This is a genomic window from Tardiphaga sp., assembly GCF_041424195.1.
Taxonomy (GTDB): domain Bacteria; phylum Pseudomonadota; class Alphaproteobacteria; order Rhizobiales; family Xanthobacteraceae; genus Tardiphaga.
Window position 1 is genome coordinate 35,145 of record NZ_JBGMOE010000163.1, and the last position, 15,188, is coordinate 50,332.

Annotated in this window: 13 protein-coding genes; 8 read left to right on the forward strand and 5 right to left on the reverse strand. The window is 62.9% G+C overall.

Annotated elements, in window-relative coordinates; all coding sequences use genetic code 11:
* The first annotated feature begins 87 nt into the window (after nucleotides 1-87).
* A complete protein-coding gene (locus ACEK02_RS21890) occupies nucleotides 88-1,368 on the forward strand; it encodes an O-acetylhomoserine aminocarboxypropyltransferase (protein ID WP_371423655.1) in 1,281 nt (426 codons plus the stop codon).
* 62 nt (nucleotides 1,369-1,430) lie between these two features.
* Here the strand turns inward: ACEK02_RS21890 and ACEK02_RS21895 are convergent, their stop codons facing one another.
* Nucleotides 1,431-2,240, reverse strand: coding sequence for an FTR1 family protein (locus tag ACEK02_RS21895; protein WP_371423656.1), 810 nt, complete (start codon nucleotides 2,238-2,240; stop codon nucleotides 1,431-1,433).
* A 219-nt stretch (nucleotides 2,241-2,459) separates the two neighbouring features.
* Between ACEK02_RS21895 and ACEK02_RS21900 the strand changes: the two genes are divergently transcribed.
* Nucleotides 2,460-3,272: a class I SAM-dependent methyltransferase gene (locus ACEK02_RS21900; RefSeq protein ID WP_371423657.1), complete on the forward strand. Its 813-nt coding sequence runs from the start codon at nucleotides 2,460-2,462 to the stop codon at nucleotides 3,270-3,272.
* A gap of 26 nt (nucleotides 3,273-3,298) precedes the next feature.
* On the opposite strand, the gene ACEK02_RS21905 is transcribed toward ACEK02_RS21900, so the two are convergent.
* The gene (locus ACEK02_RS21905; protein WP_371423658.1) at nucleotides 3,299-4,390 is read right to left on the reverse strand and encodes a COX15/CtaA family protein; all 1,092 of its coding nucleotides are present in this window, start codon (nucleotides 4,388-4,390) and stop codon (nucleotides 3,299-3,301) included.
* Between the two features lie 153 nt (nucleotides 4,391-4,543).
* On the opposite strand from ACEK02_RS21905, the gene ACEK02_RS21910 reads away from it, so the two are divergent.
* Nucleotides 4,544-4,765, forward strand: coding sequence for a DUF2842 domain-containing protein (locus tag ACEK02_RS21910; RefSeq protein ID WP_371423659.1), 222 nt, complete (start codon nucleotides 4,544-4,546; stop codon nucleotides 4,763-4,765).
* Nucleotides 4,766-4,869: 104 nt separating this feature from the next.
* Here ACEK02_RS21910 and ACEK02_RS21915 read toward each other — a convergent pair whose 3' ends face one another.
* Nucleotides 4,870-5,907, reverse strand: coding sequence for a polysaccharide deacetylase family protein (locus ACEK02_RS21915; protein WP_371423660.1), 1,038 nt, complete (start codon nucleotides 5,905-5,907; stop codon nucleotides 4,870-4,872).
* A 127-nt stretch (nucleotides 5,908-6,034) separates the two neighbouring features.
* Here ACEK02_RS21915 and ACEK02_RS21920 point away from each other — a divergent pair, with 127 nt between their 5' ends.
* Complete coding sequence (locus tag ACEK02_RS21920) at nucleotides 6,035-7,216, forward strand: GNAT family N-acetyltransferase (protein ID WP_371423661.1); 1,182 nt, start codon at nucleotides 6,035-6,037, stop codon at nucleotides 7,214-7,216.
* Between the two features lie 30 nt (nucleotides 7,217-7,246).
* Here ACEK02_RS21920 and ACEK02_RS21925 read toward each other — a convergent pair whose 3' ends face one another.
* Entirely contained in the window at nucleotides 7,247-9,568 is a 2,322-nt protein-coding gene (locus ACEK02_RS21925; RefSeq protein WP_371423662.1) for a GumC family protein, read from the reverse strand.
* A 231-nt stretch (nucleotides 9,569-9,799) separates the two neighbouring features.
* On the opposite strand from ACEK02_RS21925, the gene ACEK02_RS21930 reads away from it, so the two are divergent.
* The 3 genes from ACEK02_RS21930 (at nucleotide 9,800) to ACEK02_RS21940 (ending at nucleotide 13,980) form a co-directional block, all read left to right on the forward strand.
* Nucleotides 9,800-10,933, forward strand: a complete 1,134-nt coding sequence (locus tag ACEK02_RS21930) for a glycosyltransferase family 4 protein (protein WP_371423663.1) — start codon at nucleotides 9,800-9,802, stop codon at nucleotides 10,931-10,933.
* Nucleotides 10,934-11,041: 108 nt separating this feature from the next.
* Complete coding sequence (locus tag ACEK02_RS21935) at nucleotides 11,042-12,580, forward strand: undecaprenyl-phosphate glucose phosphotransferase (protein WP_371423664.1); 1,539 nt, start codon at nucleotides 11,042-11,044, stop codon at nucleotides 12,578-12,580.
* Nucleotides 12,581-12,711: 131 nt separating this feature from the next.
* Nucleotides 12,712-13,980, forward strand: a complete 1,269-nt coding sequence (locus tag ACEK02_RS21940) for an O-antigen ligase family protein (RefSeq protein WP_371423665.1) — start codon at nucleotides 12,712-12,714, stop codon at nucleotides 13,978-13,980.
* A 64-nt stretch (nucleotides 13,981-14,044) separates the two neighbouring features.
* Here ACEK02_RS21940 and ACEK02_RS21945 read toward each other — a convergent pair whose 3' ends face one another.
* Complete coding sequence (locus tag ACEK02_RS21945; RefSeq protein ID WP_371423666.1) at nucleotides 14,045-14,305, reverse strand: hypothetical protein; 261 nt, start codon at nucleotides 14,303-14,305, stop codon at nucleotides 14,045-14,047.
* 586 nt (nucleotides 14,306-14,891) lie between these two features.
* Between ACEK02_RS21945 and ACEK02_RS21950 the strand changes: the two genes are divergently transcribed.
* Nucleotides 14,892-15,134, forward strand: coding sequence for a hypothetical protein (locus ACEK02_RS21950; RefSeq protein ID WP_371423667.1), 243 nt, complete (start codon nucleotides 14,892-14,894; stop codon nucleotides 15,132-15,134).
* Nucleotides 15,135-15,188 lie beyond the last annotated feature (54 nt).

Here is a 15,188-nt window from a genome sequence, read left to right on the forward strand (position 1 = left end):
CCGCCTCGCCTTGACGGCGGCGCTGCGCGCCATCAGGTTGGCGCCAACAAACCGACTATTCGACAGGGCAAGCGCTAAGGAGACAAGATGAACGATCGTATTCCAGGCTTCGGCACCCTCGCCGTCCATGCCGGGGCGCAGCCCGACCCGACCACCGGCGCGCGTGCGACGCCGATCTACCAGACCACGTCCTTCGTCTTCAACGACAGCGATCATGCGGCCTCGCTGTTCGGCCTGCAGTCGTTCGGGAATATCTATACCCGCATCACCAATCCGACGACCGCCGTGCTCGAGGAACGCGTCGCGGCGCTCGAAGGTGGCACTGCAGCCCTCGCCGTCGCCTCCGGCCATGCCGCGCAGGTGGTGGTGTTTCAGCAGCTGCTGAAGCCCGGCGACGAATTCATTGCCTCGCGAAAGCTCTATGGCGGCTCGATCAACCAGTTCAGCCACGCTTTCAAGAGCTTCGGCTGGAACGTGGTGTGGGCCGACAGCGATGATATCGCGACGTTCGAACGGGCAGTGACGCCGCAGACCAAGGCGATCTTCATCGAGTCCATTGCCAATCCCGGCGGCTCGATCACCGATATCGAGGCGATCTCGGCCGTGGCCCGCAAAGCGGGCGTACCGCTGATCGTCGATAACACGCTGGCAACGCCCTATCTGATCCGCCCCATCGATCACGGCGCCGACATTGTCGTGCACTCGCTGACCAAGTTTCTCGGCGGCCACGGCAATTCGCTCGGCGGCATCATTGTCGATGCCGGCACCTTCGACTGGTCGAAGGACAACAAGTATCCGATGCTGTCAGAGCCGCGTCCGGAATATCACGGCATCAAGCTGCAGGAGACGTTCGGCAACTTCGCTTTCGCCATCGCCTGCCGCGTGCTTGGCCTCCGCGACCTCGGCCCGGCACTATCGCCGTTCAACGCCTTCATGCTCCTGACCGGCATCGAAACGCTGCCACTGCGCATGGCGCGCCATTGCGAAAACGCCAAGGCCATCGCCGAATGGCTGTCGGCGCATCCGAAAGTAGCCGCAGTGAACTATGCCGGCCTGTCGGATAACCGCTATCACGCCCTCGCCCGCAAATACGCGCCGAAGGGCGCAGGCGCCGTGTTCACCTTCAGCCTGAAGGGTGGCTATGACGCCGGCGTGAGTCTTGTGTCGAACCTGAAGCTGTTCTCGCATCTGGCCAATGTCGGCGACACCCGCTCGCTGGTGATCCACCCGGCCTCGACCACCCACAGCCAGCTCGACGACGACGCCAAGACGCGCTCCGGCGCGGGTCCCGACGTGGTGCGCCTGTCCATCGGCATCGAGGACAAGGAAGATCTGATCGCGGATCTCGAACAGGCGCTGAACGCGTAAGTTCTTCCCTCGCCCCGCCTAGCGAAGCAAAGCTTCGCGAGGCGGGGCGAGGTCAAGAAGCGCTAGGCCTGGCCGCGCATCGCTTTCGCTTCGCGGATCAAACGCGCATGGCGCTGGAACACCGCATAGGTCGCCAGCGCGAGCAGCACCACCAGCAACTGGATCGACAGCGCTTCCAGCGTCGGATTGAAGCCGATCGCCGTCAGGAATGCGCTGCCCGGCGCGTCGGTGACCGGAATCATCGCCTGCTCCTGGAATTCCTGGATGGCTTCGCCGATGAACTTGATGCCCATCACGAACAGGAAGGCCGAGGTGATGATGAATAGCGGCCGCAGGGGGATGCGCCGGGCGATCATGTTGATGAGGTAAAACAGCACGACGAGGCCGGCCGTCGCCGCCGCCAGACCGCCGAACAATGCGATGCTCCAGCCGCCTTCGGTGGCGGCCAGTGTGTCGATGAACAACACGGTCTCGGCGCCTTCGCGAAACACCGCGAGGAATGCCAGCATTGCGACGGCGAGACCCGTATCCTGCGCCAAGGCATGATCCGCCTTCGCCGCCAGATAATCCTGCCAGCCGCGCGGATCCTGCTTCACCATCAGCCAGCCGCTGACATAGAGCATCAGGCCCGCGGCAAACAGGATGACGATGGCCTCGAAGACATCGCTGTGATCGCCGGAATTGAACACCGCGAACGCCCAGGCCGCGATCAGGCTGGCGAGGATCGCCGCCAGCGCACCCATATAGAGCGCGGTCACGCGGTGGCCGCCGCCGGACTTGCGGAGATAGCCGGCCAGCGCCGCAATCACGAGCATGGCCTCGAGCCCCTCGCGCAGCAGAATGACGGCAGCCTGAATGAATGCGGACGACATGACCCAACCCTGTGTGGTGCTGTGCCGTATCTATTGCGCGGCGCGCATCAGCGAAAGCCGCGCCGCCACACGACTGCGTCAACTCCGTTACAATCGTTCTAGGGTGCGGACGCGTTGGTGCGCCGCCGGCCACAGCCTCCGAATCCATCGAAAATGCCCCGCAGCCAACAATCATGTGGTAGTCATTGGAGCAGCAAACGTGATGACGGGTGACAGGCCATGTTGGAAACCGACAAGGTGTTCGCCGGCCGGATTCCGGAAAATTACGACCGCTATATGGTGCCGTTGATTTTCGAGCCATATGCCGCGGATCTTGCACGACGCGCAGCGTCCTTGTCGCCAGCCGCCGTTCTGGAAACCGCCGCGGGCAGCGGGGTTGTCACCCGTGCCTTGGCGCCGGAATTGCCCCAGGGTGCAAGCTATGTCGTAACCGACCTGAACCAGCCGATGATCGACTACGCCGCGTCGCGACAACCTCCCGACACGCGCATCACTTGGCAGCAGGCGGATGCTCTGGCGTTGCCGTTTGAAGATTCAGCCTTCGATCTCGTTTGCTGCCAGTTCGGCGCGATGTTCTTTCCCGACCGCACATCGGGCTACCGCGAAGCGAGGCGCGTCCTGAAGCCCGGAGGACATTTTTTATTCAGCGTATGGGATCGCATCGAGGAGAATGTATTTGCGGATGATGTGACGAATGCGCTCGCAAGGATTTTTCCGGGCGATCCGCCGCGCTTTCTGGCACGCACGCCGCACGGCTATCACGATACGGCGCTGATCCGTCGCGAACTGGAGGGCGCAGGTTTCTCCGATGTGGTGATCGAGACGAGGGCCGAACAAAGCCGTGCATCATCGCCTCGCCTTCCGGCCGTTGCCTATTGCCAGGGAACTCTTCTTCGCACCGAAATCGAGGCCAGGGATGCAGGAAGCCTGGAATCTGCAACCGACTATGTCGCGTCCGCGATTGCCGACAGACATGGCCGCGCCGAGATTGCAGCCAAGATTCAGGCGCACGTCATCATGGCTGTAGCCTGAATATCAGGATGTCTCCTGCGCGGTGGTCAGGCAGCCTTGCCGACCGCGAGGTCGAGCTGACGGTCCGTCAACGCCGCCCCGCGCGGCTTCATCCGCTCCACCTGCAGGATCGCCAGGGTCAGTACCACGATGGCGACCGCCTGATGGGTCAGCGCCAGATCGATGGGCACCTGATGCAGCAGCGTGAGAATGCCGAGCACCGCCTGCACCACGATCGACGCCGCCAGCCATAGCGCGCCGTTGACAACCTGTGCCCCTGCCCGCGCGCGGATCGCATCGACCACATGCCAGATCGCCAGCGCGAACAACACGTAGGCGGTCATGCGATGCTGGAACTGAACCGTCAGCGTGTTGTCGAACATGTTGCGCCACCACGGGTCCTCGAAGAACAACCGTGAGGCGGACGGGATCAGCGCGCCGTCGATCTCCGGCCAGGTGTTGAACACGCGGCCGGCGCGCAGCCCTGCGACCAGCGCGCCGAAATAGAGCTGCAGGAAGGTCAGCCCCAGCAGCACCCAACTGGTGACCCGCAGACGGCTGGCCGCCAGCACCGGCGCATGATCGCTCAGGCGCCGCAGCGTCCAGACGATGGCGGCGAAGATGATCAGCGCCAGCATCAGATGCGCGGCGAGACGATATTGCGAGACCTCGATGCGCTTGGTCAGGCCCGACGCCACCATCCACCAGCCGACGGCGCCCTGCAGGCCACCAAGGCCGAAGATCACCCACAGCCGCTTCTTCAATTCCGATGTCAGGATGCCGCGCCACAGGAACCAGAGGAACGGCAACAGGAACACCATGCCGATGACGCGGCCGAGCAGACGATGGCTCCATTCCCACCAGAAGATGGTCTTGAACTCGTGAAGCGTCATGCCGGAATTGAGCTCGCGATATTGCGGGATCTGCTTGTAGGCCTCGAAGGCCGCGATCCAGTGCGATTCATCCAGCGGCGGGATCGCGCCCGTCACCGGCTTCCACTCCACGATCGACAGGCCGGATTCGGTGAGCCGCGTCGCGCCGCCAACCAAGACCATCGCCACGATCATCGCAGCCACGGCGATCAGCCACCAGCGCACCGGGCGTAATTCCTTGTGGCGGGTTCGGGACGGAGCGGTCATTGCAAGGGTCTCGGGAACAGCAGCGAAATCAGCGCCAAAATCAGCGCTTTGAATGAAATTTCGAGCCCCTTATAGTCCGCCCGCAGAGGCCTGCAAAGTTGGGCACTTTGCCTAACCCGATGCCAGGCCGACTTTGGACCGCACATTTCCGTCATGACCATCCGCACACGCAAATTCTTCGGAACCATCTTTCTGCTGATCCTCGTGGTGGTGTGGTCGCTGCTCGGCATGACCGTGGCGCAGACGCCGTGGCTGGCCAATAATGGCTGGCTGCAGGCCGCCTTTTACGTGATCGCCGGCCTCGGCTGGGTTCTGCCGGCGATGCCGATCATCAGCTGGATGGGCAAGGCCGATCCCGAGCAGGACGTCGGCTGACATCGTAGGATGGCTAGAGCGCAGGCGCGGAGTGCCGGAACGAAACCCGTCATGCCGGCGCAAGGCGACAGGTTTCGCGAAGACGCTCTACCATCCGACGACGGCTAGCGCCGCGCCCCCGCGCCGAGCATCACGCCGGATACCATCACCCGCAAGGCGCGCAGCGATTGTCGCCGGCCGTCCCAGGCCAGCCGCGGCAATGCATGCAGATCCGATCCGCCATTGGCCTTGACGACACCGGGGACCGACGTCACGGCACTGGCAAAGCCCGCCTGCGCCGTCATGGCGACGTGACGCCTGTCGAACGAGGTCTCATCGCCGAACGGATAAGCGAAGTGCCGGGGTTCATATGGCAGCGCGGATGTCGCGACTGCCTGCCCCATCGCGATCTCGCGCAGCGCCTCTGCATCGGCGAGATGGGCCAGGACGGGATAATTCACCGTGCTGCTGCCGATGGTCGCCTTCGGGTTCGACACAAAAGTCGCCACGTCGTCCCAGCTCAACGCCGCATGGCGTGACAGCGACGCGAGATCGACCGCGTAGCGCCCGCAGAGATCATCCGTCGCAACGGCCAGTTCGTGCGACGGCAGTGTCCGCATCCAGCTATCGAGATAGAAATAGGCGCGATACTTGTCGGCGACCGAAGCCGTCTCGAAATGCCGCTGCCGGTGATCGACGATCAGGCTGATCCGGTCATGCGTCGCGATCGCCTGCTCCAGCGCCAGCCACCACATGGCGCCAAGCCCGTCGGCAAACGCAGTCGGCAGATAGACCGTGAATGGCACCTCATGCGCGGCCAATAGCGGATAGGCGAAATCGACGAAATCGCGCGTGCCGCCATCGAATGTCAGCGCAACAAAGCGGCGCCCCGCAGGCGGTGCGCTGGCGCGGCGACAGGCTTCGTCCATGCCGACGATATCGAGCGGCCAGCGCTTCAGCGCGCGAATGGCGCGGTCGAGAAAGCCCGGCGTGATCTCGTGGGATCTCAGCGGCTGGAAGGCGTCCTGCCGGGGCGGTCGCACGCGTTCGAATTTGAGGATGATACCGGCGCCGCCATGCGTGCGCTCCAGCAGGCGATGCAAGCCACCGAGATAGGCGGCTTCAAAGCGGAGCGCCGCGCCCCAACCGGTCTTGTATGACACCGCAGTTTCCCCCAAGCGGCGTCATGCCTCTCGCCAGTCGCCTATTGTCATTACTGTTTGTTGACATTTCTTTGCAAAGGTCGGCCCAAATCTGAAAATCTAAACAAAATCTGAAACAGGCATCGCGATGACCATGGCTGCTGTGATGGAAACACCTGTGGCAATGGCAGCCGTGAGCCGCATCGCACGCGTCGATGTCATCGGCGATTTCAGCGCAGCCGAGCCGGTGTGGCGCAGCCTCGAGACGCGCGAACAGCTCTCCACCCCCTATCAGCGTTTTGACTTTCAATCTGCCTGGCAGACCCATATCGGCGCGCAGGAAGGCCTGCGACCATTCATTGTTGTCGCCTATGATGCCGCGCAGCAGCCCCTGCTGCTGCTGCCGCTCGCGGTCAGCCGCGAGAACGGCATGCGCGTCGCCGGCTATCTCGGCGGCAAGCATGTCACTTTCAACATGCCGCTGTTCCAGCGCGATTTTGCGGCGCAGGCCACGAAAGCCGATATCGACGCGCTGCTGCGGGGTATCCGGCAACATACCGACACCGTCGACGTTCTGGCGCTGGTGCGTCAGCCCAAAAGCTGGATCGGCATCGACAATCCGCTCGCGCTGCTGCCAAGCCAGGCCTCCACCAATGATTGCCCTGTGCTGAAGATGGTGCCCGGCGAAGCGCCGACTGATCGCATCAGCAATTCATTCCGCAAGCGCCTGAAGACGAAGGAAGGCAAGTATCGAAATCTTGCTGGCTATCGCTACATGCACGCCAAGACGGATGCCGAGATCAAGCGCGTGCTCGACGCATTCTTCGCCATCAAGCCGCTGCGCATGGCCGAGCAGAACCTGCCCAACGTATTCGCCGAGCCCGGCGTCGAAGCCTTCATCCGCCAGGCCTGCACGACGCCCCGCGCGGATGGCTACACTATCGATATCCACGCGCTGGTCTGCGACGAGGAAGTGATCGCGATGTTCGCCGGCGTTGCCGACGACAGCCGCTTCTCGATGATGTTCAACACCTACACCATGTCGGAGAATGCGAAATACAGTCCCGGCCTGATCCTGATGCGCAGCATCATCGATGCCTATGCCGAGCGCGGCGTGACCTCGCTGGATCTCGGCATCGGCGGCGACGACTACAAGCGGATGTTCTGCAAGGACGACGAGCCGATCTTCGACAGTTTCGTGCCGCTCACGACACGCGGCAGGCTCGGCGCCATGGGCCTGTCATCCTTCGCCCATGCCAAGCGGCTGGTGAAACAGACCCCGGCCCTGTTGCAGATGGCGCAGATGCTGCGCCACGCATTTCAGCGGTAGCCCCGCTCGCGGGGAAAGATAACGCAAGTATCACGCCGCAAACACACGGCCGCCCGGCCCGACCGGGTCGTTGGCCGGCGGGGCAGAGCGCAGCATCTTCACATCGGCGAAACCGACAGCCTTGAGCTGCTCGGCCATCATCTCGCGCGCATCCATGCTCATGGTCACTTCCGGCACCACTACGGCGCGCGCGTGGTCGGTCAGAAGTCCCGCCGGCAGATCGGCTGCCGTGCCGGCATCCAGCAGTACGTGGTCATAGACGCGCAGCAGCGCATCGAGCGCCATGGTCAGGCGCGGCGACTGCAACAGCGAACGGTCGGCGCCGGCGCGGCCGGCCGCCACCAGATGCAGGCCGGACATCCGGTCCTTGGTGATGACCTGTCCGAACGAGGCCTCGCCCAGCATCAGCTCGGCCAGTCCGGGGGCACGCGGATCGTTCGATACAGCGTCAAGCGTCGGTGACGACGACGAGGCCAGATCCACAAGCACGACTTTCGCGTCGCGCGACAGGATGCGCGACAGCGTCAGCGCGGTGAGCGCGATATTGTCATTGTGGCCGGTGCCGAGGATCGTGATCTTGCGCGCCGATTTGCCGGCCGCACGAAACTCCTGCGCGAGCTGTTCTATTTCGCTCACGCCAGCCGCCAATTCGGGATGGGTGTCACGCACCGCCGGCTGCGGCGCGTCAACGGGCGCGGGCTCCGGCACGATGGGCGGTGCCACGATGGCCTGCGGCTCGGGCGCAGCAACAGGCACGTCATTCACGAACGGCTTGAACACCGGCTCTGTGGCGCGGGCCTGCGCGGCCTGGACCGTCGGCGCCGCGCCGCGCGGCGCGGTCATGCGCAGCAGCTCAGAGGTGACGATGCCGCCCGCGGTGAGCATCAGCGTCGCCAGTGTTGCGATCAGCACGATCGGCAGCTTCTTCGGATAGGCGGGCGTGTTGGACACGATGGCGCGGGAGATGATGCGGCCATCGGTCGGCGCCGCATCGATGTTCTCGCGCGTCGTCGCCTCGCGATATTTCGCCAGATAGGATTCCAGGAGATCGCGCTGCGCCTTGGCTTCGCGCTCCAGCGCACGCAACTGCACATCCTGACCGTTGCTGGATGAGGCCTGGCGCTTCAATTGCTCGAGATTGTTGGTGAGGCCATCGACACGTCCGCTGGCAATGCGGGCATCGTTCTCGAAGGTGCGCGACAGCTTGGCGGCCTCGTCACGCAACTGTTTGTCGAGATCGCCGAGCTGGGCGCGCAATTCCTTGATGCGCGGGTGATTGTCGAGCAGCGTCGAGGACTGTTCGGCGAGCTGCGCGCGCAACGTCACGCGCTGTTCGGACAGCCGGCGGATCAGGTCGGAATTCAGCACTTCGGAGAATTCGATCGGCTTGCCGGTCTGCAGCATGTCCTTGATCAGCCGCGCCTTGGATTCGGCATCCGACTTCAGCGACCGCGCATTGTTGAGCTGGCTGTTGATCTCGCCGAGCTGCTGGTTCGACAGCGAGGTGTTGTTGGTGCCGATGAACAGACTCGACTTGGAGCGGAAATCCTCGGCGCGCGATTCCGCGTCGTTGACCTTCTTGCGCAAGTCGTCGATCTCGCCGGACAGCCACTGCCCGGCAGCCTTGGCCTGATTCTGCCGGGCATTCTGCTGCATGACCAGATAGCCGTCGGCGATTGAATTGGCGACGCGCGCGGCAAGCTCGGGATCGCGCGACATGAATTCGACGACGATGACGCGCGACTTGTCGACCGCATAGGCGGTCAGACGCTCGTAATAGGCATCGAGCACGCGCTCTTCCGGCGTCATGGAAAACGGATCACGGCCGATGCCCAGCAGGCCCAGCAGCGACTTCCACGGCTGGGCGCCCTGCAGCACCGGATCGAATTCGGGGCGCTCGGCCAGTTTATTCTTCTTGATAATCTCGCGGGCGAGATCGCGCGACAGCACGAGCTGCACCTGGCTGGTCACGGCTTCTGCATCGAGCGATGTCCGCTCTTCGTTGCGCTCGCCATTTGGCCGCAAGAAGATGTTTTCGCGACCGTCGATGAGAATGCGCGCTTCGGATTTGTAGCGCGGCGTGATCACGTTGACGATCACGAGCGAGCCGACGAGCGCCAGCAGCGTCGGGATGACAATCCACATCCTCCTGCGCAGCAGTGCCTGCCACAGCGCGCGCAGATCGAGATCGCCGAGATCAGGTGCCGACGCAGCGATCACACGCTCTGAATTTGTCCCGGAATTTTTCTCGGGCTTTTCGGGAGCCGGAACCGGCTTGGGCGCCGGGGGGACCTTGATGGCCCGCTCGACCGAGGCATCGCCATTGCCTGCACGCCAGAATGCCAAACGCATCGCCTACCCCACCAAAACGCCACTGCGCCTACTCAACGGAATCGATTAAATACGATTAAGGTTGCCGTGCGGTTAATTGGCAGGCTGATACCGGACGTCGCAGAGGAAACCAGCGTCCACACGGTTTCTTAACGACGAAGCCTCTTATTGGATTCAATTGCTTCAGGGATTTTCCGATGCGCGCGGGGCGCCAGGCAACCCCCTCCTCGTCAGCGAACGCCGATTCTGATCATGAGCGCACCTTCGGACAAGCCGCTTCGCATTCTGCATGCCGTCCGCGCGCCGGTCGGCGGCATCTTTCGCCACATCATCGATGTCGCCAACGGCCAGGCCGATCGCGGCCATGACGTCGGCATCGTCGCCGACAGCCTGACCGGTGGCGACCGCGCCCGCGATGCCCTGGCCGAGATCGCGCCGCGCCTGAAACTGGGCACCTATCGCCTGCCGATCCACCGCGAGCCGCATCCGAGCGATGTGCTGGTCTGGATGCAGTTCATGCGCCTCGTCAGCCGGTTGAAACCTGACGTATTGCACGGCCATGGCGCCAAGGCCGGCGCCTTCGTGCGGCTGAAGGCAAAGTCGAACACCGTCATCCGTATCTACACGCCGCATGGCGGTTCGCTGCATTATCCGCAGAATACCGCGAAAGGCGCGTTCTACAGCCGCCTCGAACGCGCGCTGATGAACCGCACCGAACTGTTCCTGTTCGAAAGCGCTTTCGCCCGCGACACCTATCAGCGCATGATCGGCACGCCGTCAGGCCTCGTGAAATGCGTGTTCAACGGCGTGACCTCGGGCGAATTCGATCCCGTCGAGCCCGCCGATGACGCCACCGACATCTGCTATGTCGGCGAATTCCGCCGCATCAAGGGTGCGGATCTGCTGGTCGATGCAGTCGCGCGCCTGCGTGCCGATGGCCAGCCCGTCACCCTGACATTGGGCGGCGACGGCGAAGAGACCAACGCGCTGAAGGCACAGATCCAGCGCCTTGGCCTCACTGACGCCGTGCGCTTCATCGGTCATGTCAAACCGCGCTATGGCTTCTCCAAGGGGCGCTTGCTGGTGGTTCCATCGCGCGGCGACTCGATGCCCTATGTGGTGATCGAGGCGGCCGCCGCGGGCATTCCGATGATCGCCGCCAATGTGGGCGGCATTCCGGAAATCTTCGGATCGCACACATCGGCCTTGTTCCCGTCGAACAATGTCGACGCCATGGCCGCGGCGATCAAAACTGCTCTTGATGACATCGCCGCTGCGCGCGCCCGCGCACAATTACTCCGTGAGCGCATCGCGGAACACTTCTCTCAGGACGCGATGGTCGCGGGAGTCATAGAAGGTTACCGCAGCGCATTTGCGAAACGTTAACTCTCCTTAACCTGTAACCAAATCTTCCGATTTGTCCGCTAATTCTCACGAAAAGCGGTAGGCTTGGCGTGCGACATCGCATGCCAGCGCAACAACGGACATCTCACCTTGGACCCGATCAACGCACGCTCAATGATTGACGCGGCCGGGACGGACGCGCCCAGCGAACGCCGGTTCGAACGTCGTCGACGCCTCACGCCGGAGGCGCTCGCCGTTGCCGACCAGAAGGTGCGCACCGCCTATTCACCGGTCGTCATCACCGGCGTCGTACGCGTCGTCGATTTCCTGATGCTCAGCATCATCGGCATTGTGCTCAACCTGCTGTATGTCGCGCCAGTCGCAGGCGTCAGGTGGGAATACCTCGCCGCGATCGTCGCGATGGCGGCGGCTGCCGTGGTGTGTTTCCAGTCTGCCGACATCTATCAGGTGCAGGTCTTCCGCGGCCACATCAAGCAGCTCACGCGCATGATGTCGGCATGGGCCTTCGTGTTCCTGCTGTTCATCGGCGTCTCGTTCTTCGCCAAGGTCGGCGGCGCGGTGTCGCGTGTCTGGCTGTCCTCATTCTTCTTCGTCGGTCTCTTTGCCCTGATCGCGGAACGCGCCGTCGTGCGGGCGCTGATCAAACGCTGGGCGCATCAGGGGCGGCTCGACCGCCGCACCATCATTGTCGGCGCCGACGCCAATGGCGAGACGCTGATCAGGGATCTCAATGCGCAGGAAGATTCCGACATCCATATCCTCGGCGTGTTCGACGATCGCAACGACAAGCGCTCGATGGACACGATCGCGGGGGCACCGAAGCTCGGCAAGGTCGATGACATCATCGAATTCGCGCGGCGCACCCGCGTCGATCTCGTGCTGTTCGCACTCCCGATCTCGGCCGAGACGCGCATTCTGGAAATGCTGAAGAAGCTGTGGGTGCTGCCGGTGGATATCCGCCTGTCTGCGCATACCAACAAGCTGCGCTTTCGCCCGCGGTCCTATTCCTATCTCGGCAAGGTGCCGACCCTCGACGTGTTCGAGGCGCCGATCACCGACTGGGATCTGGTGATGAAGTGGCTGTTCGACCATATCGTCGGCGGCCTGATCCTGATCGCCGCGCTGCCCTTCATGGCGCTGGTCGCCATTGCCATCAAGCTGGACAGCCCCGGCCCGGTGCTGTTCCGGCAGAAGCGCTTCGGCTTCAACAACGAGCGCATCGACGTGTTCAAGTTTCGCTCGCTGTATCACGACCAGGCCGACCCACTGGCCAAGACCGTCGTCACGAAGGGCGACAAGCGCGTCACCCGCGTCGGCCGCTTCATCCGCAAGTCGAGCATCGACGAATTGCCGCAGCTCTTCAACGTGGTGTTCAAGAACAATCTGTCGCTGGTCGGCCCCCGCCCCCATGCCGTTCAGCAGAGGGTGCAGAGCCAGCTGCTGGACGAGGCCGTCGACGGCTATTTCGCCCGCCACCGCGTCAAGCCCGGGATCACCGGCTGGGCGCAGGTCAATGGCTGGCGCGGCGAAGTCGACAGCGAGGAAAAACTGCAGAAGCGCGTCGAGTTCGATCTCTATTACATCGAGAACTGGTCAGTGCTGTTCGACGTCTACATCATGCTGAAAACGCCGGTTTCAATGCTGACGAAGAACGAGAACGCGTACTAATACGACGTACTTTGTCATTCCGGGGCGCAGGACACGGCTGACGCCGCCCGCGCCCCGGAATGACAGCCTTGGCCGACGTCCTCCACGACCTACACCACTCGTCAACCCTGCCTGCGTAGAGTGATGCCACGATGAGCACTCACGCCTCGGCCGATCATTACATCGCCTCGCCCGCGGCGCCTCCCGCCGTGGTGACGCTGCAACGCGCGCTGCTGTGGGCGATGGGTTTTGGCGGCGCCATCGTCTTCATAGAGCCAAGCCCCTTCGAGATCGCGACCCTCACGGCGATGGTCGTGTTCTTCGCGTCGGGCCTGCGCATGCGGCTGGTGTTCGTGCCGCTGCTGATCCTGCTGTTTCTGGTCAATATCGGATACACGATCTGCGCGGCCTACCTGATGGACAAGACACCGGTCGTGAACTGGATCTTCACGTCGTGGTACATGGCCATCATGGCGATCTTCGTCGCGCTGGTGATGTCCGAGGACACGCTGGCGCGTATCGATCTGCTGCGCCGCGGCCTGATCGTCGGCGCGCTCGTCGCGTCGCTGGCAGGCATCCTCGGCTATCTGAATCTGATCCCCGGCGCCGGGATGTTCACCCTCTATGGCCGCGCTGCAGGCACGTTCAAGGATCCGAACGTGCTGGGCGCATTCCTTGTCCTGCCGGCGCTGTTCTGCCTGCAGAGCGTTGTCAGCGACGGCTTCGGCCGCTCGCTCCGCAGCGCCGTTGCGCTCGGCATCATTGCGCTCGCCGTGCTGCTCGCCTTCTCCCGCGCCGCCTGGGGCATGCTGGCGCTGACATCGGCTTTCATGCTGCTGCTGATGGTGCTCACCAGCCAGTCCAACCGTCAGCGCTCGCGCATCATCATCATGGCACTGGCGGCCGCGGCTGTCGTGGCGCTGGTGATCGTGATCCTGCTGCAGTTCGACTTCATCGCCGACATGTTCAAGCAGCGCGCCTCGTTCGATCAGAAATATGACGAAGGCCGCTTCGGCCGGTTCGGTCGCCATATTCTCGGCGCGCAGATGGCACTCGATCTGCCTTTCGGAATCGGCCCGCTGCAATTCACGCGCTTCTTTCCGGAAGACACCCACAATTCCTATCTCAACGCCTTCATGTCCGGCGGATGGATCTCCGGCGTGTGCTATCCCGCGCTGGTCTTCATCACCGCTTTGCTCGGCTTCCGCTATATCTTCGTGCGCGTGCCGTGGCAGCGCGCCTATCTGGCGGTCTTTGCGGCCTATCTCGGCACGGTCGGCGAAGCCTTCATCATCGACACCGACCACTGGCGCCATTTCTGGATGATGCTTGGCATCATGTGGGGCATGTTCGTCGCCACGCAGCAATACATGGCCACGGCACGATTGCGTGCAGCGTCCGCGCAGCCAGGCAGAGGCTGACAAACTCGCAAACGAAAACAGCCCCGCTTGCGCGAGGCTGCCTCGTTAAGACGACCGATTGCTGTTAGCGAACGATCACGGTCTTGGTGCGCGAACCGCGGCGATCCCAGCCGTGGTGGCGGTGACCGTAGTCGCGACGTCCATAGTCGCGGCGCCCATAGGCACGACCTTCGCGATAGCCATGGCCGCGATGATAGCCACGATCATGATGGCCGTAGCCACCGCCGCCGATCTGCACATTGATGCCCTGCGCAGACGCGGGGCCTGCAGGCGCTGCGACATAGAGAACGGCCGCAGCCGCCAGCAAAGCCAGTTTCTTGATCATGACAATTTGTCCTTTTCTTTAAAAGTATCGCGGGACAAGTCGATACCCTCCCGATGGTTCCACGGCAATTCTCCCGGTGCGGCGGAACGACGCGATTTGTGCGAACACCGCGCGATCAAAGGGAACGCACGCGGAATTTTCCCGTTCTATTGGCATGACACAGCAGACAAAGAACCGCGATTTCGACAAGCGGCCGAAGCCTGATCAAAAGGTTTCGCCGGCCGGCCCGCACGATAAGCCTGAGCTGACAGACGCGCACAAGACGCCCGGAAGCGGCGTTCTGCCTGACAGCGATCAGAAGGAGGTCGAAGGCCCGACGGGGTGAGTCAGTCATCACACCGTCACGCAGGTCAGTTAGTCATTTATTAACCTTCTCGACTCACTGTGGAGTCAAGGAAGCGCGGACCGGATGTACGTCTGCGTTTGATGGCTCGGAGTTCGCTCCGGGCCATTATCTTTTCCGGGCCACGTTTGCGGAGACCTCACGCAATTGGTTCCTGGAAGATTTCCGCGCGATATTGCGCGCCTTGGAACCGAACCTTCCAAACACCGACACGTTGCCTCCTCGACACGAAGGAGATGCAACATGAAAAAGACAGCTCTTATTCTCGCGACCGTTGCCGCGGTCGGCGCGGCGTCGATCGCATCGAAACCCGCTGAGGCGCGCGGTGGTCGCGGCGCCGCTATCGGTCTTGGCATCGCTGCCGGCGCATTGGCGGCCGGTGCCTATGGCGCTTACGGCCCGGGTTATGGATATGGTTACGGCCCGCGCTATTACGGTCCACGTTACGCCTATGGTCCGCGCTACGGTTACGGCGGCGGCTACTAGGGGATGTCCCGGTCGCTGTTGAAATTGTGAAGTAGGCGTTGCTCGCCTTGAGCC